22 protein-coding genes are annotated in these 21811 nt (G+C 71.9%); 13 read left to right on the forward strand and 9 right to left on the reverse strand.

The genetic code is table 11. The annotated features are described in order from the left end of the window. Nucleotides 1–290: 290 nt before the first annotated feature. The 4 genes from ACFYXS_RS30870 (at nucleotide 291) to ACFYXS_RS30885 (ending at nucleotide 4709) form a co-directional block, all read left to right on the forward strand. Nucleotides 291–1277, forward strand: coding sequence for a polyprenyl synthetase family protein (locus ACFYXS_RS30870; RefSeq protein ID WP_389254115.1), 987 nt, complete (start codon nucleotides 291–293; stop codon nucleotides 1275–1277). A gap of 232 nt (nucleotides 1278–1509) precedes the next feature. After that, a complete protein-coding gene (locus ACFYXS_RS30875) occupies nucleotides 1510–2772 on the forward strand; it encodes an outer membrane lipoprotein carrier protein LolA (RefSeq protein WP_389254117.1) in 1263 nt (420 codons plus the stop codon). 40 nt (nucleotides 2773–2812) lie between these two features. Further along, entirely contained in the window at nucleotides 2813–3778 is a 966-nt protein-coding gene (locus tag ACFYXS_RS30880) for an ABC transporter ATP-binding protein (protein ID WP_389254119.1), read from the forward strand. Further along, complete coding sequence (locus tag ACFYXS_RS30885) at nucleotides 3765–4709, forward strand: ABC transporter permease (protein WP_389254121.1); 945 nt, start codon at nucleotides 3765–3767, stop codon at nucleotides 4707–4709. The genes ACFYXS_RS30880 and ACFYXS_RS30885 overlap by 14 nt, the downstream gene beginning before the upstream one ends. 29 nt (nucleotides 4710–4738) lie before the next feature. Here ACFYXS_RS30885 and ACFYXS_RS30890 read toward each other — a convergent pair whose 3' ends face one another. The 4 genes from ACFYXS_RS30890 to ACFYXS_RS30905 all read right to left on the reverse strand — a co-directional run bounded on the left by ACFYXS_RS30890 (nucleotide 4739) and on the right by ACFYXS_RS30905 (nucleotide 8057). Further along, nucleotides 4739–5296 carry an NAD(P)H-dependent oxidoreductase gene (locus ACFYXS_RS30890; protein ID WP_389254123.1) on the reverse strand — a complete coding sequence of 186 codons (558 nt, stop codon included), beginning with the start codon at nucleotides 5294–5296 and terminating at the stop codon, nucleotides 4739–4741. Nucleotides 5297–5439: 143 nt separating this feature from the next. After that, complete coding sequence (locus ACFYXS_RS30895) at nucleotides 5440–5883, reverse strand: VOC family protein (RefSeq protein WP_389254382.1); 444 nt, start codon at nucleotides 5881–5883, stop codon at nucleotides 5440–5442. Nucleotides 5884–6038: 155 nt separating this feature from the next. Then, entirely contained in the window at nucleotides 6039–7040 is a 1002-nt protein-coding gene (gene rarD, locus ACFYXS_RS30900; protein ID WP_389254128.1) for an EamA family transporter RarD, read from the reverse strand. Nucleotides 7041–7181: 141 nt separating this feature from the next. Then, nucleotides 7182–8057, reverse strand: a complete 876-nt coding sequence (locus ACFYXS_RS30905; protein ID WP_389254130.1) for an SDR family oxidoreductase — start codon at nucleotides 8055–8057, stop codon at nucleotides 7182–7184. A 106-nt stretch (nucleotides 8058–8163) separates the two neighbouring features. Between ACFYXS_RS30905 and ACFYXS_RS30910 the strand changes: the two genes are divergently transcribed. Further along, the gene (locus tag ACFYXS_RS30910) at nucleotides 8164–8556 is read left to right on the forward strand and encodes a winged helix-turn-helix transcriptional regulator (protein WP_389254133.1); all 393 of its coding nucleotides are present in this window, start codon (nucleotides 8164–8166) and stop codon (nucleotides 8554–8556) included. Between the two features lie 40 nt (nucleotides 8557–8596). Here ACFYXS_RS30910 and ACFYXS_RS30915 read toward each other — a convergent pair whose 3' ends face one another. The 5 genes from ACFYXS_RS30915 to ACFYXS_RS30935 form a co-directional block, all read right to left on the reverse strand. After that, nucleotides 8597–9682 carry a 2-oxoacid:ferredoxin oxidoreductase subunit beta gene (locus tag ACFYXS_RS30915; RefSeq protein WP_389254135.1) on the reverse strand — a complete coding sequence of 362 codons (1086 nt, stop codon included), beginning with the start codon at nucleotides 9680–9682 and terminating at the stop codon, nucleotides 8597–8599. Further along, nucleotides 9675–11600, reverse strand: coding sequence for a 2-oxoacid:acceptor oxidoreductase subunit alpha (locus ACFYXS_RS30920; RefSeq protein WP_389254137.1), 1926 nt, complete (start codon nucleotides 11598–11600; stop codon nucleotides 9675–9677). Before ACFYXS_RS30920 ends, ACFYXS_RS30915 begins: the two co-directional genes overlap by 8 nt. 208 nt (nucleotides 11601–11808) lie before the next feature. Continuing rightward, on the reverse strand, nucleotides 11809–12468 hold the full coding sequence (locus ACFYXS_RS30925; RefSeq protein ID WP_389254140.1) for a LuxR C-terminal-related transcriptional regulator: 660 nt from the start codon (nucleotides 12466–12468) through the stop codon (nucleotides 11809–11811). 121 nt (nucleotides 12469–12589) lie between these two features. Next, a complete protein-coding gene (locus tag ACFYXS_RS30930; protein WP_389254142.1) occupies nucleotides 12590–13903 on the reverse strand; it encodes a sensor histidine kinase in 1314 nt (437 codons plus the stop codon). Between the two features lie 163 nt (nucleotides 13904–14066). After that, complete coding sequence (locus tag ACFYXS_RS30935) at nucleotides 14067–15227, reverse strand: sensor histidine kinase (RefSeq protein WP_389254144.1); 1161 nt, start codon at nucleotides 15225–15227, stop codon at nucleotides 14067–14069. A gap of 213 nt (nucleotides 15228–15440) precedes the next feature. Here ACFYXS_RS30935 and ACFYXS_RS30940 point away from each other — a divergent pair, with 213 nt between their 5' ends. From ACFYXS_RS30940 to ACFYXS_RS30975, 8 genes are read left to right on the forward strand one after another with little or no spacing between them, the layout of a single operon-like run. Beyond that, nucleotides 15441–15809 carry an NADH-quinone oxidoreductase subunit A gene (locus tag ACFYXS_RS30940; RefSeq protein WP_389254146.1) on the forward strand — a complete coding sequence of 123 codons (369 nt, stop codon included), beginning with the start codon at nucleotides 15441–15443 and terminating at the stop codon, nucleotides 15807–15809. Beyond that, complete coding sequence (locus ACFYXS_RS30945) at nucleotides 15800–16405, forward strand: NADH-quinone oxidoreductase subunit B (RefSeq protein WP_389254148.1); 606 nt, start codon at nucleotides 15800–15802, stop codon at nucleotides 16403–16405. Before ACFYXS_RS30940 ends, ACFYXS_RS30945 begins: the two co-directional genes overlap by 10 nt. Continuing rightward, nucleotides 16402–17370, forward strand: coding sequence for an NADH-quinone oxidoreductase subunit C (locus ACFYXS_RS30950; RefSeq protein ID WP_389254150.1), 969 nt, complete (start codon nucleotides 16402–16404; stop codon nucleotides 17368–17370). Before ACFYXS_RS30945 ends, ACFYXS_RS30950 begins: the two co-directional genes overlap by 4 nt. Continuing rightward, nucleotides 17367–18329 (forward strand): NADH-quinone oxidoreductase subunit NuoH, encoded by a 963-nt coding sequence (gene nuoH / locus ACFYXS_RS30955; RefSeq protein WP_389254152.1) that lies wholly within the window; start codon nucleotides 17367–17369, stop codon nucleotides 18327–18329. The genes ACFYXS_RS30950 and nuoH overlap by 4 nt, the downstream gene beginning before the upstream one ends. Further along, a complete protein-coding gene (locus ACFYXS_RS30960; RefSeq protein WP_389254154.1) occupies nucleotides 18329–18874 on the forward strand; it encodes a NuoI/complex I 23 kDa subunit family protein in 546 nt (181 codons plus the stop codon). Before nuoH ends, ACFYXS_RS30960 begins: the two co-directional genes overlap by 1 nt. Then, nucleotides 18871–19431: an NADH-quinone oxidoreductase subunit J gene (locus tag ACFYXS_RS30965; RefSeq protein WP_389254156.1), complete on the forward strand. Its 561-nt coding sequence runs from the start codon at nucleotides 18871–18873 to the stop codon at nucleotides 19429–19431. Before ACFYXS_RS30960 ends, ACFYXS_RS30965 begins: the two co-directional genes overlap by 4 nt. Beyond that, a complete protein-coding gene (gene nuoK, locus ACFYXS_RS30970) occupies nucleotides 19431–19811 on the forward strand; it encodes an NADH-quinone oxidoreductase subunit NuoK (protein WP_389254158.1) in 381 nt (126 codons plus the stop codon). Before ACFYXS_RS30965 ends, nuoK begins: the two co-directional genes overlap by 1 nt. Further along, complete coding sequence (locus ACFYXS_RS30975) at nucleotides 19808–21811, forward strand: NADH-quinone oxidoreductase subunit L (protein ID WP_389254160.1); 2004 nt, start codon at nucleotides 19808–19810, stop codon at nucleotides 21809–21811. Before nuoK ends, ACFYXS_RS30975 begins: the two co-directional genes overlap by 4 nt.

A 21811-nucleotide genomic window follows, 5' to 3' on the forward strand; every position in this document is an offset into this window, starting at 1 on the left:
CCCGCCGTGGCCCCGAACGGCATGGCCCGGAGCGGTGCCGTGCCTGGCCGGTGCGCATGCGGACGCCCTGCCGGGGAAGGCGCGACAACGGCGACCGGGGGCCCGGCGGCCCGAACAGGCGGGCAAAACCGGCCGTAGTGGCCCGAGGGGGCCATGCCCTCGCAGTGATCGAGAGGCGACCGGTTACGCTGCCGGTGTAGTGCTGCGCCATGCCACACGCCGCAGAAGTGATCTCAGCGACAGGAGAATCCCAGGTGACGACCGTCGTCGGGCCCTTCGGGCTGAGTGTTATGGACGAGGGACTCGAGGCCGACGTCCGGGCCGGGCTGTCGGCCGTGGAGGAAGGCATCCTCGAGGCGACCAAGAGCGATGTGCCCTTCATCACAGAGGCGGCGCGGCATTTGGTGCACGCCGGTGGAAAGCGGTTCCGGCCACTGCTGGCGATGCTGGCCGCGCAGTTCGGCGATCCGCACGCGCCGAAGATCGTGCCCGCGGCCGTGGTGGTCGAGCTCACCCACCTGGCGACGCTCTACCACGACGACGTCATGGACGAGGCGGCGGTCCGGCGCGGTGTGCAGAGCGCCAACGCCCGCTGGGACAACTCGGTTGCCGTACTCACCGGCGACTTCCTGTTCGCCAAGGCCTCGCACATACTGGCCGACCTCGGGCCGGAGGCCGTACGCATCCAGGCCGAGGCCTTCGAGCGGCTGGTCACCGGACAGATCCTGGAGACCGTCGGCCCGCGTGACGGGCGTGACCCCATCGAGCACTACCTGGAAGTCATCGCCGGCAAGACCAGCTCCCTGATCGCCGTCTCGTGCCGCTTCGGCGCGATGATGTCGGGCGCGGGCGAGGCGGTGGTCGACATCCTCACCCAGTACGGGGAGCGGGTCGGCACCGCCTTCCAGCTCGCCGACGACGTTCTGGACATCGCCAGCGACACGCACGAGTCCGGCAAGACCCCGGGCACGGACCTGCGCGAGGGCGTGGCGACCCTGCCGGTGCTGCATCTGCGTGCGGCCGTGGCCAAGGCCGACGGTTTTGCGCCGGCCGACGACCGCCGGCTGTGCGAGCTGCTCGACGGGGATCTGACGGACGACCTGCGGCACGCCGAGGCGCTCGCCCTGATGCGCGCCCACCCCGCGCTGCAGCAGGCCCGCCGGGACACCGTCCGGTACGCGGACGAGGCGCGGGCGCTGCTGGCGCCGCTGCCGGACTGCGCCGCCAAGCGGGCCCTGGAGGGGCTCTGCGACGCGGTGGTGCACCGCGCGGGCTGACCCGTGCCCGCTCCCGTTCGGACGCGGGGGGCCGGACCGCGCCCTGAGCCGTTGTCAGGGACCTCATCCCTGAGGTGTACGCCGAGTTGATCCCGCCGGGCGATGTGCTCGACCGGCCGGATTGATGGGATAAGAGGCACCACCACACGGCGGATCGGGTGACAATGGCCCAAGAGGTGGACGAGTGCGACGCTGACGACAACCCGCCGTTGACGACGGAGGTAGGGACGTAATGGCACCGATCCAGCCCTTGGACGACGACCGGGACCGCCGGCGCCGGACCAAGGCGATACGTTACGCGGTTCCGGTCCTGGCGGCCGGCGCCGCCGCGGCCACCATCGGGCTCGTACCCGCGCTCGCGAGCGCGGGCAGCCCCGAGTTGCCGAAGATCACCGCCGAGGAGCTGATCGCCAAGATCGCGGCCTCGGACACCCAGACGGTCTCCGGTTCCGTCCGGATCACCACCGACTTCGGGCTCCCGTCCTTCATGAACGGGGCGGGCGGCTCCGCCGGCCCCTTCGGCGGCGGCGGACGCGGCGAGAGCCGCGGCGGGGACGCTTCCTCCGCCGAACCCCAGGAGCAGCTGCCGCAGCTCCTGGCCGGCTCCCACACGCTGCACATCGCGGGCGACGGCCCCGACCGGCAGAAGGTCTCCATCGTCCAGGACGCCGCCGAGTACAGCGTCATCCACAACGGCGACGAGGTCTGGGCCTACGACAGCGCCACCAACTCGGCCTACCACCTCACCGATGTGCCGCAGGAGCGGGGCGCCGCCAAGGACAAGGGCGAGCACAAGCTGCCCGAGGGCTGGCCCACCAGCCCGCAGGGAGCCGCCAAGCAGCTCCTGGACGCGGTGGACGACACCACTTCGGTGTCGGTGGACGGCACGGCCCGTGTCGCGGGCCGCAGCGCCTACCAGCTGGTGATCACGCCCAAGGCCGAGGACTCCACGGTCGGCTCCGTCCGGATCGCGGTCGACTCCGCCACCGGCGTGCCCCTGAAGTTCACGCTGGCGCCCAAGGGCGGCGGCAAGGCCATCGTCGATGTCGCCTTCACGAAGGTGGACTTCGCCAAGCCCACGGCCGCCACCTTCGACTTCACCCCGCCCAAGGGCGCCAAGGTGACCACGGAGAAGGCGGGCGAGCACGCCGCGGACGGCGCGCACGGCACCCACCCGGCGCCCGGCGAGCTCTCCGGCCTCGACGGGCTCGGCGGCGTCGACGTCCTGGGCAAGGGCTGGGACTCGATCGCCGAGCTCCAGCTGCCGAAGGACGCGCTGAACCAGGGTCCCGGCAAGGGCGAGGGCGAGAGTCAGGGCTTGGAGGGTCCGTCGCTGCTCAGTTCCTTCGGCAAGGACGTCAAGGGCGACTTCGGCACCGGCACGGTCGTCGGCACCCGCCTGGTCAACGCCCTGATCACCGACAGCGGCAAGGTCTACGTGGGCACCGTGAACCAGGACGCCCTGATCAAGGCCGCCAACGCCGGGGCGAAGTAAGCCACGTTCAGCGAGCAGGTCAGCGAGCGAGGGAGCGCCGATGGGAGAACCGTCCGCCGACGCCCGTGAGGACGCGATCTCCACGAGCGGACTCACCAAGCGGTACCGCGGTGGGCAACTCGCCGTCGACGGCCTCGACCTGACCGTCCCGCGCGGCAGCGTGTTCGGCTTCCTGGGGCCCAACGGCTCCGGGAAGACGACCACGATCCGCATGCTGATGGGCCTGATCGAGCCGACCTCCGGCACGGCGCGGGTGCTGGGCGAGTCCATGCCCCGCGCCGTGCGCAGCGTGCTGCCCCGGGTCGGCGCGCTGATCGAGGGCCCGGCCCTGTACGGCTTCCTGTCCGGCCGGGACAACCTGCTGCGCTTCGACTCGGCCGACCCGACCGCCGACCCGCGCAGCCGCGGGTCCCGAGTCGGCGAGGCACTGGAGCGCGTCGGGCTGTCCGCGGCGGCGGGCAAGAAGGCGCGCGCGTACTCGCTCGGGATGAAGCAGCGGCTCGGCCTGGCCGCGGCCCTGCTGCGGCCGCGCGAGCTGCTGGTGCTGGACGAACCGACCAACGGCCTGGACCCGCAGGGCATGCGGGAGATCAGGGCCCTGGTCCGCGAACTGGCGGCGGACGGCACCACGGTCTTCCTCTCCTCCCATCTCCTCGACGAGATCGAACAGGTCTGCACGCACGCCGCCGTGATGTCCCGCGGCCGGCTGATCACCCAGGGCCCGGTCGAGGCACTGTCCTCGGGCGGCCGGCTGGTGGTCGCCACGCCCGACCCCGCCGACGCCGTGCGCGTGCTCAAGGAGCAGGGCGTGACCGGCCTGGCCGCCGACGGCGAGCGGGTCACCGGCGAGCTGCCGGCCGACCCGTCGACGGCGCCGGATCTCGCCGACCTCAACGCGGCGCTGGTCGGGGCCGGCGTACGGGTGCGCGGCTTCGGCGTCGAACGCGCCTCACTGGAGGACGCGTTCGTCGCCCTGACCGGAGAGGGATTCGATGTCGCAGGCTGACACCGCCGCCGGGACCCCGCCCGAAGGGGCCGGCAGGGCCGACAGGGCCGGAAAGGCGGCCCGCGCGGCCGGAGGGGCGGCCGGGACCGCACGGCGGCCGCTGTGGTCGCTCGGACTGCTCCGCAACGAGCTGGTCACCGTGCTGCGCCGCTGGCGCACCCTCGCCCTGCTGGCCGTCCTTGCCGGGGTGCCCGTCCTCATCGGCATCGCGGTGAAGATCGAGACCGGCGACGGCGGGAGCGCGGGAGGCGGGGGCGGCGGCCCCGCCTTCATCGCGCTGATCACCAACAACGGCCTGTTCCTGGTCTTCACCTCGCTCGCCGCGACCTTGCCGTTCTTCCTCCCGATGGCGATCGGGGTCGTCGCGGGCGACGCCATCGCCGGCGAGGCCAATGCCGGCACCCTGCGCTACCTACTGGTCGCCCCGGCCGGGCGCACCCGGCTCCTGCTCTCCAAATACGCCTCCGTTCTCGCCTTCTGCGTGCTGGCGACCCTCGTCGTGGCGGCCTCGGCCCTGATCACCGGCGCGCTGCTGTTCCCGCTCGGTGATGTGACGCTGCTGTCCGGCACGAGCGTGTCCTTCTCCGAGGGTCTGCTGCGCGCGCTGCTGGTCGCCCTGGCCGTCGCCGCCTCCCTCACCGGGATCGCGGCGCTCGGCCTGTTCATCTCGACGCTCACCAACAGCGGCATCGCCGCCATGGCGACCACCGTCGGTCTGCTGATCACCGTGCAGATCGTGGACACGATCCCCCAGCTGCACGGCATCCAGCCCTACCTCTTCCCGCACTACTGGCTGAGCTTCGCCGACCTCGTCCGCGACCCGGTCTACTGGGACGACCTGCGCAGCAACTTCGAGCTGCAGGCCCTGTACGTCGCCGTGTTCGGCTCCGCGGCCTGGGCCCGGTTCGCCGCCCGCGACGTCACGGCCTGACGCGGCGGGCGGCGGCCTCCTGGGTGTCGTCAGGCGAAGAATGCCTTCGCCCGGCCCAGCGCCGCGGTGTCCCGCAGCACGTCCCCCGGCCGTTTCCCGTACCCGAGCAGCGCTCCGCCCCAGCGCATCCCCGCGTACGCCGCGGTGTGGCGCAGCGTGCACACCAGGGGCGCCGCCGTCGCCGGGTCCTGGCCGCCGTGCACGGTCACCGACCACATGGTCTTGCCGCGCATCCGCTCCAGGAAGTCCAGCCCGGGTACCCGCATCCAGTCCGACCAGTGGTCCAGGTAGAGCTTGGTGCTGGTCGAGACGGTGTACCAGTGCAGCGGTGACACGATCACCAGGTCGGTCGCCCGCAACGTGGCGTCGAGCAGCGTCGCGGCGTGCCCGGTCGGCGCGGGGCTGACGCCGTCCCCGTCGTGCCGGTGGTCCTCGAAGAGCGGCAGCGGCAGATCCCTCAGGTGCACCCACCACCGGTCCACCCCGGGAGGCAACTGCTCGGCGGCCCGCCTCGCCAGCGTCTCCGTGTTCCCCTCGGCGCGAGTGCTCCCCACCAGGAACAGGAACGTGCGCTCTGTCTCCGACAACCCGTCATCTCCTTGCGCATGCATAAATTGCGTATGCATGGAGACCTTTTCACCGCGGCCGTCCCGGCGTCAAGGCGCGCGGTCAGGAGGGCCGTCGGTGCCGTGCGAGGGCGTGGAGGTTGCACCGATCGGCCGCCCGCGGCCTACTGGACGTCGAACTCGTTGCCCTCCGGATCGGCCATCGTGACCCACTCCCCGGAAGGCTCCTTTATCCGCCGCAGCACGGTCGCGCCCAGCCCCTCCAGTCGTGCGACCTCGGCGTCCATTCGCCCCGGCCCCGGATGGAGGTCCATGTGCAGCCGGTTCTTCACCGTCTTGGACTCGGGTACGTGCTGGAACAGGATGCGCCGCCCCAGTCCCATGCCGCTCTCCTCCTCGTACGGGTCCTCGGGGTGGCGCACCGCCGCGAGTTCCCGCCAGGCCCTGCGGCCGCCGGCTTCCGTGAGCAGGTCCTGCGTCACCGCGCCGGCCCCCAGCAGTCGTTCGATGAGCGCGCTGTGGTCCTCGGTCTCGTAGTCGAGCGCCGCCGCCCAGAAGGCGGCCTGCCCGTGCGGGTCGACCGCGTCGACCACCAGCTTCCAGTGCATCGCCATGATTCGCTCCCCTGTTCGATGTGGAACCAGTTGTATGGGTTCCCCGCAGGGGCGCGCAATGGGGCTGGTGCTTCATTCACCCGAAGGGATGGCCCATCGCTTCGGTCCCGGCGCGCGGGCCCGGAGCCGCTGCCCGCCGAGGGCGGAGTTCAGCTCGCGACCGCCCCGCGCGGGGCGGCCTCGTCGGCCACCACGGCCGCGTCGCGCAGCGCGATCCGTCCCCGGTGGGCCGTGCGCAGCGCGTCCCAGGTGAGCAGCGCCAGGGCCAGCCACACCAGGGCGAAGCCCGCCCAGCGCTCGGCCGGCATCTCCTCGTGGAACCAGAGCAGGCCGAGCAGGAACTGGAAGACCGGCGCGAGGTACTGGAGCAGACCGATCATGGTCAGCGGGATGCGGATCGCGGAGGCGCCGAAGAAGATCAGCGGCACGGCGGTCACGATGCCGCACAACGCCAGCAGGGAGGCGTGGCCCGCGCCGTGCGAGCCGAAGGTGGCCTCGCCCCGGCTGCCCAGCCACAGCAGGAAGCCCATCGCGGGCAGGAACTGCAGGGCGGTCTCGGCGGCCAGCGACTCCAGGCCGCCCATGCCGACCTTCTTCTTCACGAAGCCGTACGTGGCGAAGGAGCAGGCCAGTGTCAGCGCGATCCACGGCAGCCGGCCGTAGCCGAGGGCCAGCACCAGTACGGCAGTGGCGCCGATGCCGACCGCCGCCCACTGCGCGGGCCGCAGCCGCTCGTGCAGCACGAGGACGCCGAGCCCGATGGTGACCAGGGGGTTGATGAAGTAGCCGAGCGAGGTCTCGACGACGTGGCCGCTGTTGACGCCCCAGATGTACAGGCCCCAGTTGACCGAGATGACCGCCGCCGCCAGGGCGAGCAGGGCGAGCTTGCGCGGCTGCCGCAGCAGCTCGGGTATCCAGGCCCAGCGGCGCGTCGCGAGCAGGATCAGGGAGACGACGGCCAGCGACCAGACCATGCGGTGGGCGAGGATCTCGCCCGCGCCCGCGGGCTCCAGGAGCGGCCAGTAGAGGGGGAAGAGCCCCCACAGGCCGTAGGCGGCGAATCCGTACAGCAGTCCCGCGCGCTGCTCGCTCACTCGATTCCTCCCCTGGGCGCCGTCCGACTGCTGCGAAGGTAGCGCGGGGGAGTTCATTCGTCATCTGCGTATCGCATGACGGTCATGACAGGCGGACGGTGGCAGGGCCGATGGTGCGGGTGACGGTGCGCCGAGGCGCGGGCCCCGCGGCCGGAGGGGAATCCGCCGCGGGGCCGGCCCGGGCCCCGGGCCTCCTCGTCAGCCCTGGAGTGCCTCCGCGATCGTGTCCGCGAGCGGCGTGGTCGGGCGGCCGATCAGCCGGCTCAGGTCGCCGCTGCCGCCCTCCAGCTGACCGGCCGCGATGCCGTTGGCGTCGCAGTCGGCGTAGAGCGCGGCGACCGGCGCGGGCAGGCCGGCGCCGACGAGGGCCTCCGCGAACGCCGCCTCGGGCAGGTCGGTGTAGGTGACCGTGCGGCCGGACTGCCGGGACAGCTCCGCCGCGTACTCGGCGAGCGTCCAGGCGTGGTCGCCGCTGAGCTCGTAGGTCTTGTTCTCGTGGCCCTCGCCGGTCAGGACGGCGGCCGCCGCGGCGGCGAAGTCGCGGCGGGTCGCGGTGCCCACCCGGCCCTCGCCCGCGCTGCCGACGACACCGTGCTCCAGGTGGACGGGGATCTGGGCGGTGTAGTTCTCGGTGTACCAGCCGTTGCGCAGCAGGGTGTGGGTCAGCCCGGAGTCGAGCAGCGCCTGCTCGGTGGCCTTGTGCTCGTCCGCGAGCGCGATGTCGGCCTTCGGGCCGCCCAGGATGCCGGTGTAGACCAGGCGCGCGACGCCCGCCTCCTTGGCGGCGTCGATCACGGCCGTGTGCTGGGCGACCCGCTGCCCGACCTCGCTGCCGGAGATCAGCAGGACGACGTCGCCCTCCTCGAAGGCGGCCTTGAGGGTGTCGGGAGCGCTGTAGTCGGCGACCCGCAGCTCCACACCGCGCGCGGCGATGTCCGAGGCCTTCTCCGCGTCGCGCACGACGGCCACGACCCGGTCGGCCGGGACTCCGGCCTCGGTCCCGGCCCCGGCCAGCAGTTCGTCGATGACGAGACGGCCCAGATGTCCGGTGGCTCCGGTGACGACGATGCTCATGAGGGGTTCACTCCAGTCGGGCGGTTCCATTGGGTGCGGATGCGGAACTAACCCTAGGTGGGGTACTAACTCTGGGAAAGTACCCACTTTTGGGTAAGGTAGTGGCATGGACGTAAGGGAACAGCTCGCCGCCGTGCTGGGGAAGCCGGACGTGAACGCCCGCGACTGCCCCTCGCGCGTGATCCTCGAACACGTCACCAGCAGGTGGGGCGTCCTCGTGCTGGCCGCGCTCATCGACGGCACCCGGCGCTTCAGCGAGCTGCGGCGCACGGTCGGCGGCGTCAGCGAGAAGATGCTCGCGCAGACCCTGCAGACCCTGGAGCGCGACGGTTTTGTGCACCGCGTGGCCTACCCGGTGATCCCGCCGCGCGTCGAGTACTCCCTCACCGCGCTCGGCAAGGAGGCCGCCGACCAGGTCTGGGGCCTGGCCCGGTGGGCCGAGAGCCGTACCGAGCAGGTCGCGGCGGCCCGCGAGACGTACGACGGGGCCCGGGCCTGATCGACAGGCCCGGGCCCCGGAAGAGAGCGGGAACGGCGCGTCAGCCGACGACCGTCCAGGTGTCGCCGCCGGCCAGCAGCGAGGACAGGTCGCCCTTGCCGTGCTGCTCGACGGAGCGCTCCAGTTGCTCCGACATCAGGTCGTCGTAGACCGGTCTGACGACGCTGCGGAGCACCCCGATCGGCGTGTGGTGCAGGGTGTCGGGGTCGGCGAGGCGGGACAGGGCGAAGGCGGTGGTGGGCGACGCGGCGTGCGCGTCGTGCACCAGGATGTCGCCCTCGTTCTCGCCGGTGACCTCGACGACCTTCAGGTCGCCGGTGGCGGGGTCGCGTACGACGCCCTTGCTGCCCTCGGCGCCGAAGCGCACCGGCTGACCGTGCTCCAGGCGGATCACCGCCTCCTCGGCGGTGGCACGGTCCTTGAGCGTCTCGAAGGCGCCGTCGTTGAAGATGTTGCAGTTCTGGTAGATCTCCACGATCGCGGTGCCCGGGTGCGCCGCCGCCGCGCGCAGCACGCTCGTGAGGTGCTTGCGGTCGGAGTCGATGGTGCGGGCGACGAAGGACGCCTCCGCGCCGATTGCCAGCGACACCGGGTTGAAGGGTGCGTCCAGCGAACCCATGGGCGTGGACTTGGTGATCTTCCCGAGCTCGGACGTCGGGCTGTACTGGCCCTTGGTGAGCCCGTAGATCCGGTTGTTGAAGAGCAGGATCTTCAGGTTCACATTGCGCCGCAGCGCGTGGATCAGGTGGTTGCCGCCGATCGACAGTCCGTCGCCGTCACCGGTGACCACCCACACGGACAGGTCGCGCCGCGAGGCGGCGAGCCCGGTCGCGATGGCCGGGGCGCGGCCGTGGATGGAGTGCATCCCGTAGGTGTTCATGTAGTACGGGAAGCGGGAGGAGCAGCCGATCCCGGAGACGAAGACGATGTTCTCCCTGGCCAGGCCCAGTTCGGGCATGAAGCCCTGCACGGCGGCGAGGATCGCGTAGTCGCCGCATCCGGGGCACCAGCGCACTTCCTGGTCCGACTTGAAGTCCTTCATGGACTGCTTGGCGTCGGCCTTGGGAACCAGTGCGAGCGCCGGCAGCCCCGGGCCCGGGTGGTCGACGGCAGGAGCCTCAGACATCCGCACTCTCCTCCTGGATGGCGGCAGCAAGCTGCTCGGCCTTGAACGGAAGACCGGTGACCTGGGTGTGGGAGCGGGCGTCGACCAGGTACTTCGCCCGGAGCAGGTGGGCGAGCTGGCCGAGGTTCATCTCCGGCACCACCACCTTGTCGTAACGCTTCAGGACCTCACCGAGATTCCCCGGGAAGGGGTTCAGATGGCGCAGATGGGCCTGCGCGACCGCGCCCCCCGCGCCCCTGATGCGCCGTACGGCCGCCGTGATCGGCCCGTACGTCGAGCCCCAGCCGACGACCAGGGTGCGCGCGGCGCCGCCGGGGTCGTCCACGGCGACGTCCGGCACCTCGATGCCGTCGATCTTGGCCTGCCGGGTGCGCACCATGTGGTCGTGGTTGGCCGGGTCGTAGGAGATGTGACCCGTGCCGTCCTGCTTCTCGATGCCGCCGATCCGGTGCTCCAGCCCCGGTGTGCCCGGCACCGCCCAGGGGCGGGCCAGGGTCTCGGGATCGCGCTGGTAGGGCCAGAACTCCTCGGTGCCGTCCTCGGCCAGGTGGTTGGGCGTGGTGGCGAACTGCACGCGCAGATCCGGCAGTTCGTCCAGTTCCGGGACGCGCCAGGGCTCGGAGCCGTTGGCCAGGTAGCCGTCGGAGAGCAGCAGGACCGGCGTCCGGTACGTCAGGGCGATCCGGGCCGCCTCCAGGGCGGCGTCGAAGCAGTCGCCGGGGGTGCTGGGGGCCACGATGGGCACCGGCGCCTCGCCGTTGCGGCCGTACATCGCCTGCAGCAGGTCGGCCTGCTCGGTCTTGGTCGGCAGGCCCGTCGAGGGCCCGCCGCGCTGGATGTCGATCACCAGCAGCGGCAGTTCCAGCGACACCGCCAGGCCGATCGTCTCCGACTTCAGCGCCACACCGGGGCCGGAGGTCGTGGTGACGGCCAGCGAGCCGCCGAAGGCCGCGCCGAGCGCCGCGCCGATGCCGGCGATCTCGTCCTCGGCCTGGAAGGTGCGCACACCGAAGTTCTTGTGCTTGCTCAGCTCGTGCAGGATGTCCGAGGCCGGGGTGATCGGGTACGAGCCCAGGAACAGCGGCAGGTCGGCCTGGCGGCTCGCGGCGACCAGGCCGTAGGACAGGGCCAGGTTCCCGGAGATGTTGCGGTACGTGCCGGCCGGGAAGGCCTGCTCCGCCGGGGCCACCTCGTAGCTGACCGCGAAGTCCTCGGTGGTCTCGCCGAAGTTCCAGCCCGCACGGAAGGCGGCGACATTGGCCTCGGCGAGCTCGGGCTTCTTCGCGAACTTCTTGCGCAGGAAGTCCTCCGTGCCCTCGGTGGGCCGGTGGTACATCCACGAGAGCAGTCCGAGCGCGAACATGTTCTTGCTGCGCTCGGCCTCCTTGCGGGTCAGCGGGTAGTCCTTGAGTGCTTCCACCGTCAAGGTGGTCAGCGGCACCGGGTGCACCGCGTAGGCCGACAGCGAGTCGTCCTCCAGGGGGGAGGCGGCGTAGCCGACCTTCGTCATCGCGCGGGTGGTGAATTCATCGGTGTTGACGATGATCTCGGCGCCGCGCGGCAGGTCGCCGATGTTCGCCTTCAGTGCCGCCGGGTTCATCGCGACCAGCACGTTCGGGGCGTCACCCGGGGTGAGGATGTCGTGGTCGGCGAAGTGCAGCTGGAAGCTCGAGACGCCCGGCAGGGTGCCTGCGGGCGCCCTGATCTCGGCGGGGAAGTTCGGCAGTGTCGAGAGATCGTTGCCGAACGACGCCGTCTCCGAGGTGAACCGGTCCCCCGTGAGCTGCATGCCGTCGCCGGAGTCCCCCGCGAAACGGATGACGACCCGGTCGAGTTTCCTGGTCTCCTTGGCGGGTTTCCGCTGCTCACCCAGAACGGGCTGATCGGTGCCTGACGCGCTGCTGACCTGGCTGGTCACTGAAACGGACCTCCTTCAGGCGGCGGCACACGGCCGGAGCCGTGACCTTTTGTCCCACGCGCCATCGTACGTGGGTAAGGGTCGCCTTCCCGGGTGTTCCCACAGGGTGAAATCCGCGCGGGACACGCAGGCCCCACGCGCGGGGACGCCTGGCGTCCTCCCCATAGTTCCGCGCACCCGCGACCGGATCTGACAATATGTCAGCAGGCTACGAGTTCAGGTACGTCAGCACGGCCAGCACACGCCGGTGGTCCCCGACGCTGGGCGCCAGTCCCAGCTTCAGGAAGATGTTGCTCACGTGCTTCTCCACCGCCCCGTCGCTCACCACGAGCTGCTTGGCGATCGCGGAGTTCGTCCGCCCCTCGGCCATCAGCCCCAGCACCTCGCGCTCGCGCGGCGTCAGCCCGGTCAGCACGTCCTGCTTGCGGCTGCGGCCCAGCAGCTGGGCCACCACCTCCGGGTCCAGCGCGGTGCCGCCCGCAGCCACCCTGACCACGGCGTCGACGAACTCCCGGACGTCGGCCACCCGGTCCTTGAGCAGGTAGCCGACGCCGCGGCTGCTTCCCGCCAGGAGCTCGGTGGCGTACTGCTCCTCCACATACTGCGACAGCACGAGCACACCCAGCCCCGGGTGGTCGCGGCGCAGTCGCACCGCCGCCCGCACACCCTCGTCGGTGTGGGTGGGCGGCATCCGCACGTCGGCGACGACGACGTCGGGCAGCGCGCCCTCCGCCGCGAGCTCCGCGATCACCTTCAGCAGCGCCTCGGCGTCCCCCACGCCCGCCACGACGTCGTGCCCCCGGTCGGTCAGCAGACGGGTCAGCCCCTCCCGCAGCAGCACCGAATCCTCGGCGATGACCACACGCACTCTGTCCTCCACGCTTCCGGCCCCCAGGTCGACGTCGACGTGTCCCTCCCCAGCATTCCAGCTTCCGGCGGAAGGCACACGGCCTTGCCGCGCCGGGGAGGGCGGGGGACCGGATCGTCGCTCAGGTGCGCCAGGGCAGTTCCGCGGCCACGGTCGTCGGGCCGCCGGCCGGGGAGTCCACGGCCAGCACGCCGTCCACCGCGCCCAGCCGCTCGGCGAGACCGGCCAGACCCGACCCGGCGGCGGTGCTCGCGCCGCCGCGGCCGTTGTCGACGACGTGGATCATCAGCCGGTCACCGGAGCGCCACAGGTCGACGGTCGCCCGCGAGGCCCCGCTGTGCTTGCTGATGTTCTGCAGCAGCTCGGAGACGGTGAAGTACGCGATGCCCTCGATCGCCGGCACCGGGCGGCCCGGCAGGTCCACGCTCACCTGGACCGGCACGGTGCAGCGCGCGGCCAGCGAGGACAGCGCCGCGTCCAGGCCGCGGTCGGTGAGGACCGCGGGGTGGATGCCGCGGGCCAGGTCGCGCAGTTCCTGGAGGGCGAGTTTCACCTCGCCGTGCGCCTCCTCGACCATGGTCGCGGCGGCCTCCGGGTCCTCGTGGAGCTTCTCCTTGGCCAGGCCCAGGTCCATGGCCAGGGCCACCAGGCGGGCCTGCGCGCCGTCGTGCAGGTCGCGCTCGATGCGCCGCAGGTCGGCGGCGGCGGTGTCCACGACCACGCCGCGGTCGGACTCCAGCTCCGTGACACGGCTGGCCAGCCGGGACGGGCCGAGCAGCCCGGCGACCAGCCCCCGGTCGACGTAGGCCATGCCGCGGATCAGCCACGGCGTGGCCAGCACCAGCAGCAGCCCCACCGCGGAGGTCGCGGCCAGCTCGAACGGGGAGTCCAGGTACCAGCCGCGGCCGTGTCCGTCCCCGTACAGCTGCAGACCCGGCTGGTCGGTGTAGGCCGGGAAGACCCACCGCCACAGCGGGTAGGTGAGCATGCCCCAGCCGTAGGTGAAGAAGGAGACGGCCACGGAGAAGGTGAAGACGCCCCACGGGAAGTGCACGAAGCAGTAGAGGACGTGCCGCCAGGACGTGCCGTTGGTGAGCTGGCCGCCCAGCCACGCCATGAAGCCCTGCCCCGGCTGCCGCCGCAGCGGCGCCGGCTCGGCGACGTCCAGGTGCAGGCACTTGCGGGCCCGCTCGCGCTCCACCATGCCGAGGCCGCGGCAGCCGGCCAGCGTCACCGCGAGGACCGGCAGGCCGAGGAAGGTCACCAGCAGACCGGCGCCCAGGGACAGCATCGTCACGGCGAAGGTGAAGCCGATGATGCCCATCGGCAGATTGAGCAGCAGATAGAGGAGTTCGCGCCAAGTGCGGGCCTCGATCGGCGCTCGCAGCGCCGCGGGCAGCCGGTGCTCTCGCGGCTCCGGAAAACCGTATGCCATGGTCACGTCCGTCCCTTTCTCCGTGTGCCTGTGCCCTTGTGCCACTGGTCTGTGCACGCTTTCAGCCTCGCCGCCCCGGACTCCCCGGCACATGGTGCGGATGGGCCTCTTCGACCTGGGGAAAACCCCACCCCGGCCCCCGGGTCGCCGGCCAGTCCCGCGGTCAGTCGTGGTCGCGCCAGGGCAGCTCGGCCGTCACCGTCGTGGGGCCGCCCTGAGGGGAGTCGACGACCAGCAGACCGTCCACGGAGCCCAGCCGCTCGGTGAGCCCGGCAAGACCGCTGCCGCTCGCGGTGCTCGCGCCGCCCCTGCCGTCGTCCCGCACCTGGATCATCAGGCGCCCGTCGGACCGCCACAGCTCCACCGCGGCATGGTCCGCGCCGCTGTGCTTGCTGATGTTCTGCAGCAGCTCGGAGACGGTGAAGTACGCGATGCCCTCGATGGCGGGCGCCGGCCGGGACGGCAGGTCGACGCTCACCTGGACCGGCACGGTGCAGCGCGCGGCCACGGAGGACAGGGCCGCGTCCAGGCCGCGGTCGGTCAGGACCGCGGGGTGGATGCCGCGGGCCAGGTCGCGCAGTTCCTGGAGGGCGAGTTTCACCTCGCCATGGGCGTCGCCGACCATCCTGGCCGCCGCCTCCGGGTCCTCCTGGAGCTTCTCCTTGGCCAGGCCCAGGTCCATGGCCAGGGCGACCAGGCGGGCCTGCGCGCCGTCGTGCAGGTCGCGCTCGATGCGCCGCAGGTCGGCGGCGGCAGTGTCCACCACGGTGCCCCGGTCGGACTCCAATTCGGCGATGCGCCGCTCCAGTTCGTCCGAGGGCGACAGCAGGGCGCGCACCATCGCCCGGTCCGCGTTCGCCAGCCCCCGGGCGATGAACGGCAGCACCGGCCACGCCACGAACAGCGAGGTCAAGGCGATGGTGAAGGTGGCGATGCCCCACGGCAGCCGGGCGAGGAAGTACAGCGCGTGCCGCCACGCCACCGGGTCCTTCAGTGAGGTCCACAGCCACGGGAAGAAGCCCATCCGCCCCGGCCGCAGCGGGCGCGGCTCGTCCACCGCCACCCCGAGCAGCCCGCGGGCCCGGATCCGCTCCAGCCATCCCAGCAGCCGGCAGCCGGCCAGCCCCAGCGCCAGCAGCGGCAGGCCCACGACCGTGACCGACAGGCCGATGCCGAGGGACAGCACGACGACGACGTAGACGAAGCCCACGAGGTCGACCGCCAGGTTCGTCAGGAGATACGAGATCTCCTTCCACGTCACCGGGTCGAAGGCGATTCGCGCCGGCGGGAGGGGGGCGTCCCCGCGCTGGGAGTTGGTGGTCATGGGGCAAGCCTGCCGTCGGACGGGGGGCCGCCGCCATGGGGTGCGCCTGCCGGGACAAGGTGGGGTTATCCGTACCCCGCTCCGTGCCCCGCTCAGATGGGGTGGCTGCGACGCCTGGGGCAGGGCCTAGACTCCGTTCGTACAGATCGTCTAAAGATCCACCGGGATCGCTGGACAACGCACGAACGACGAGAGAACGAGGGGCGGACGGACGTGGACTACTTCCACGGCTACTCGGTCGTCGGCCTGGTCGCGGTGCTCGGGGTGCTCTTCGTGGCCGTGGCCTTCGGGGCCGGCCGTCTGCTGCGGCCAGTCGTGCCCACGCAGGAGAAGATGCTCACGTACGAGTGCGGCGTCGACCCGGTCGGCGAGGGCTGGGCGCACACCCAGATCCGCTACTACGTCTACTCCTTCCTGTACGTGATCTTCGCGGTCGACGCGGTCTTCCTCTTCCCGTGGGCGACGGTCTACGCGGCTCCCGGCTACGGCGGCACGACGCTGGTGGAGATGTTCGTCTTCCTCGGTTTCCTCGCCGTCGGCCTGCTCTACGCTTGGAAGAAGGGGGTCCTGCAATGGACGTGACCACCCCCGAGCCCCAGTACCTGCCCGAGCCCCGCCGGCTCGGCACGCTGGCCCGCCTCGCACCCGAACCCATGAAGGTGGTCCTCAACTGGGGCCGCCGCTACAGCCTGTGGGTCTTCAACTTCGGCCTCGCGTGCTGCGCCATCGAGTTCATCGCCGCCTCCATGGCCCGGCACGACTTCATCCGGCTCGGCGTGATCCCCTTCGCGCCGGGCCCGCGCCAGGCCGACCTCATGATCGTCTCGGGCACGGTGACCGACAAGATGGCGCCCGCCGTCAAGCGCCTGTACGAGCAGATGCCCGAACCGAAGTACGTCATCTCCTTTGGCGCCTGCTCCAACTGCGGCGGCCCCTACTGGGACTCGTACGCCGTCACCAAGGGCGTCGACCAGATCATCCCCGTCGACGTCTACGTGCCCGGCTGCCCGCCGCGGCCCGAGGCGCTGCTGCAGGGCATCCTCAAGCTCCAGGAGAAGATCGCCCGCGAGTCGCTGGGCGAGCGGTACGCCGAGAGCGGCACCCCGCAGGTGTCCGCCGAGGCGCTGCGCAGCGGCCTGGTGCAGGCACCGCCGCCGCCAGGGGAGGCCGCGAAGTGACCACCCCCTTCGAGCGGCTGACCGATCCGACGGCCGTCGCCGAGGTCTTCGGCCCGGAGGCCACGGTGGAGGAGGCGTACGGGCTGCTCACCGTGGACGTGCCCGCCGGCGCCTGGACCGGCGCCCTGCAGGCCGCCCGTGACGTGCTCGGCTGCACCTTCTTCGACTGGCTCAGCGCGGTCGACGAGCCCGGCTCCGGCTTCCGGGTCTGCGCCCACGTCGTCGCCCCGTCCGTCGGCTCCGTCCGTCGGCTGCTCATCCGCACCACCGTCCCGCACGACGCCCCGGTGCTGCCGACCGCGACCGGTATCTACGCGGGCGCCGCCTGGCACGAGCGCGAGACCCACGAGATGTTCGGCGTCGGTTTCACCGGTCATCCGCACCTGGCACCGCTGCTGCTGCCCGACGGATTCGAGGGGCACCCGCTGCGCAAGGACTTCGTGCTGGCGGCGCGGGTGGCGAAGGCGTGGCCGGGAGCCAAGGAACCGGGCGAGCCCTCGGCGGGAGCGGCGCACGGCGGGCCCAAGCGCCGCCAGATGCTGCCCCCGGGCGTGCCCGACCCCAACGACTGGGGCCCGCTGAAGGGCCAGCTCCCGCCCGCCCCGGCCCGTCCCGCCCGCACCCCGCGCGCGGCCGGTGCCACGGGCGCGGCCGGTGCAGCCGCCGCGGGACCCGCCGCGGGAGCCGCCGCAGGGGAACGCCCCGCCCGGCGTACCCGCAGCGTCACGGAGGGCTCGGTCAGTCAGACCGCCCCCGCCGCGCCGCCCCGCAAGCGCACCCCTGACGCCCCCTGGGACGTTCCCCAGGACACCCCGGCACCCGCACCCGCGCCGGCCGCGGCCGAGGGGGAGCCGGAGAGCGAACCCGTTCAGCCCACGGAACCCGAGGGCAACGGCAACGGCAACGACACCGGTCGCGGGAAGGGCAACGACGGCGACAAGGCAGAAGGAGGCGGCACCCAGTGAGCGACGCACTCGACGTGATCCTCCGGCTGCTCGCCGTCCTCGTGGTCTTCCTCGTGCTGCCCCTCGTCGTCGGCCAGACCGAGCACAAGGTGATGGCCCACATGCAGGGCCGGCTCGGCCCGATGTACGCGGGCGGTTTCCACGGCTGGGCGCAACTCGTCGCCGACGGCGTGAAGTTCGCGCAGAAGGAGGACGTGGTCCCGGCCGACGCCGACCGCAAGGTCTTCCAACTGGCGCCGGCCGTCGCGCTGCTGCCCTACCTCCTCGTCCTCGTCGCGATCCCGCTCGGCCCGAACGGCCTCGTGGGCCAGACCATCGACGCCGGCCTGTTCTTCGTGCTGGCCGTGATGGGCGTCGGTGTCCTGGGCTCGCTCATGGCGGGCTGGGCGTCGGCCAACAAGTTCTCCCTGCTCGGCGGCCTGCGGACCGCCGCGCAGCTGATGTCGTACGAACTGCCGATGCTGCTGGCCGCCGCGTCCGTCGCCATGGCCGCCGGGACGCTCTCGCTGCCCGGCATCGTGGAGGCGTACCAGTGGTGGTGGACGCCGTGGCAGCTGATCGGCGCCGTCGTCTTCTTCACCGCGGGCCTGGCGGAGCTGCAGCGGCCGCCGTTCGACATGCCGGTGGCCGACTCGGAGATCATCTTCGGGGCGTACACCGAGTACACGGGCCTGCGGTTCGCGCTGTTCCTGCTCGCCGAGTACGCGGGCATCGTCGTGCTGTGCGGGCTGACCACCGTCCTGTTCCTGGGCGGCTGGCACGGCCCGTGGTCCGACAGCCTCGGCTGGCTGTGGACCCTGGTCAAGACCGGTCTGCTGGCCTTCGTCGTCATCTGGCTGCGGGTCACCTACCCCCGTATGCGCGAGGACCAGCTGCAGCGCTTCGCCTGGACCTTCCTCATCCCGCTCGCCCTCGCCCAGATCGCGCTCACCGGCGTGGTGAAGGTGGTGACCTCCTGATGGGCATCCCCGGTTCCGGCCTGGCCAAGGGCCTGGCCGTCACCCTCCGCACCATGACGCGGCGTTCGCACACCGCGCAGTACCCGGAGGCGCAGCCCGAACTCCCGCCGCGCAGCCGCGGCGTGATCGCGCTGTTCGAGGAGAACTGCACGGTCTGCATGCTCTGCGCGCGCGAGTGCCCCGACTGGTGCATCTACATCGACTCCCACAAGGAGACGATGCCGGCCGCCGCGCCCGGCGGCCGCGAGCGCAGCCGCAATGTGCTCGACCGCTTCGCCATCGACTTCTCGCTCTGCATGTACTGCGGCATCTGCATCGAGGTGTGCCCCTTCGACGCGCTCTTCTGGTCGCCGGAGTTCGAGTACGCGGAGACCGACATCCTCGACCTCACCCACGAGCGCGACAAGCTGCGCGAGTGGATGTGGACGGTGCCCGCCCCGCCGCCGCTCGACCCCGCCGCCGAGGAGCCCAAGGAACTGGGCGCGGCGCGCAAGGCCGCCGAGAAGGCCGCGGCCGCCGCGCAGCAGGCGGAGGGCGACGCGTGAACCTCTCCGCAGCGGCCCACCCGGGCTTCCTGTCCCCGACGGGCGTCGAGATCGTCTTCGTGCTCGTCGGCATCGCCACCCTCGCCGCGGCCGTGGTCAGCGTCACCACCAAGCACCTGGTGCACGCCGCCCTGTGGCTGGTGGTCGCGCTCGGTGGGGTCGCCGTCGAATACCTCCTGCTCACCGCCGAGTTCATCGCCTGGGTGCAGGTGCTGATCTACGTCGGCTCCGTGGTCGTCCTCGTCCTGTTCGGCCTGATGCTCACCAAGGCGCCCATCGGGCCCTCCCCGGACGCCGATTCGGGCAACCGGATCGCCGCACTGACCGTCGCGATCGCGTCCGCCGGCACCTTGGTGTGGCTGGTCGTCGACGCCTTCCGGGCCACCTGGATCGACGTGGACCACGGTGTGCAGGGCTCCACCGAGGTCACCGGGCAGATCCTCTTCCGGCACTGGGTGCTGCCCTTCGAGGCGCTGTCGGTGCTCCTGCTGGCCGCCCTGGTCGGCGCCATCGTGCTGTCCCGCAAGCAGTCCCGTCAGCAGCCCGGGGAGTGCTGATGCATCTCGCCTATCCCGCCGTCCTGGCCGTCCTGCTCTTCTCCGTCGGCCTGTACGGGGTCCTGGCCCGGCGCAACGCGATCCTCGTCCTGATGTCGGTCGAGCTGATGCTGAACGCGGTCAACCTCAATCTGGTCGCCTTCGACGTGTGGCTGCGCGACACACTGCACGCGGGGCAGGCGCTGACGCTCTTCGTCATCGTCATCGCCGCCGCCGAGATCGGCATCGGGCTCGCCATCGTCCTGCTCGTGTACCGCAACCGGGGCACCTCGGACATCGACCGGCTCACCGAACTCGCCGCGGGGGACGGCGAGGACGATGGGGGCGTGTCCACCGCCGCACCCGAGACGCCCGAGAAGAACGCCGAGGCCGCCGCGTGACCCTGACGACCCTCGCCGTCCTCGTCCCCCTCCTGCCCTTCCTCGGTGCCGCCGGCGCGCTGCTGCTCGGCCGCACCGCGCCCGGCTTCGTCCGGCCGCTGGCCGTCCTGCCGACGGCGACCGCCTTCGTGCTCGCCGTGATCGTCGCGACGCGCCAGGGCAGCGGCGCCGCCACCGACGCGGCCACCCGGCTGACGCCGACCGGCTCGGTGCCCATCGACCTCGCCCTGCACCTCGACGGCTTCTCGGTGCTCATCGCCGTGCTCGTCGGGCTGGTCGCGACCTGCGTGCAGCTGTACTCCACCGGCTACCTGCGCGACGACCCGCGCTACGCCTCCTACTCCGCGCTGGTCTCCCTCTTCACCGCCGCCATGTTCCTGGTCGTCTACACGGGCGACCTGATGGTGCTGCTGGTGGGCTGGGAGATCATGGGCATCTGCTCGTACTTCCTGGTCGGCCACTACTGGGAGACCGAGGTCGCCCGCGCCGCCTCCCTCAAGGCCTTCCTGGTCACCAAGCTCGGCGACGTCCCCTTCCTGATCGGCGTCTTCGCGCTGGCCGCCGACGCCGGGACGTTCCGGATCAACGGCATCCTCACCGCGGCGACCCACGGCGGCCTCGCCCACCCGACGGTGATCGGCCTGCTGCTGCTCGCCGGTGTGGCGGGAAAGTCCGCGCAGTTCCCGCTGCACACCTGGCTGCCGGACGCCATGGCCGGCCCGACGCCGGTGTCGGCGCTGATCCACGCCGCCACGATGGTCGCCGCCGGCATCTACCTCGTCGCCCGGCTGCTGCCGGTCTTCGAGACGTCGGCCGCGGTGCTCACCGTGCTCGCGGTGATGGCCGCCGTCACCATGATCGGCTCGGGGCTCGCGGCGTTCGCGCAGGACGACATCAAGCGCGTCCTGGCGTACTCCACGATCGGCCAGCTCGGCTACATGGCCGGCGCCCTCGCCGTCGGCGACCGCGGCGCCGCCGTCTTCCACCTCCTGTCGCACGCTGCCTTCAAGGCTCTGCTCTTCCTCGCCGCGGGCGTGGTCATCCACGCCGCGGGCACCAACTCGCTCGCCGCGATGTCCCGCATGAGCGACATCGGCAAGCGCGCACCGGACGCCATGTGGACGATGGGCATCGCCCTGGCGGCCCTGGCCGCGATCCCTCCCTTCTCCGGCTTCTTCTCCAAGGAGTCCGTGCTGCGTGCCGCCGAGCACGCCTCCTCCGGCCACGCCAAGGGCGTCCCGACGGGAGTCGGCTGGCTGGTCCTGATCGCCGCCCTGGTCACCGCCGTACTGACCGCGGGCTACGCGACCCGGCTCTTCCTGCTCGCCTTCCGCGGCCGCGGCCCCGCCGCCCCCGAGGCGCACGCCAAGGAGCCGGCCGTCATGAACACGGTCCTGTGGGTGCTGGCCATCCCCACCCTCGCCTTCGGCGCGGTCTCCCTGGTGCCCTCCCTCCTGGATCTGCCCGCCTGGTTCGACGGCAACGAACTCGCCCCGACCCTGGTGACGTCCATCCTCGGCATTGGCCTCTCCCTCGTCGGTGTGCTCGCCACCTACGGCGCCTGGCAGGCGATGTCCGCCCGCCGCGGCGCGCCGCTCGGCGCGCTCGTGACCGCCGAGGCCGCCGAGGAGGAGCCCGCCCTCACCGAGGCCGCCGCGCTGCAGACGCACGAGCAGGTCTACGGGGACGTCGCCGCCGCCCAGGACCCCGCCGACCCCGGGCGCCTGCTGCTCGGCCCGCTCTTCGGCCCCGCCTCGCACGGCTTCCGCCTCGACGCCGTCTACTCGGTGCTGTTCGTCCGCCCCGTGCTCGCCGCCTCGGGCCTCGTGCGCTTCCTCGACCGGGAGGTCGTGGAGACCTACGTGCGCGGCGCGGGCGGCCTGCCCCGGCTGATCGGCGCGGTCGTGCGCCGCACCCAGACGGGCAATGTGCAGACCTATATCAGCGTGCTGCTGGCCGGCTCCGTGATCCTCGCCGTCCTCGTCGCCGTCGGAGCGTGA

The sequence above is a fragment of the Streptomyces sp. NPDC002574 genome, from assembly GCF_042889545.1.
GTDB lineage: Bacteria > Actinomycetota > Actinomycetes > Streptomycetales > Streptomycetaceae > Actinacidiphila.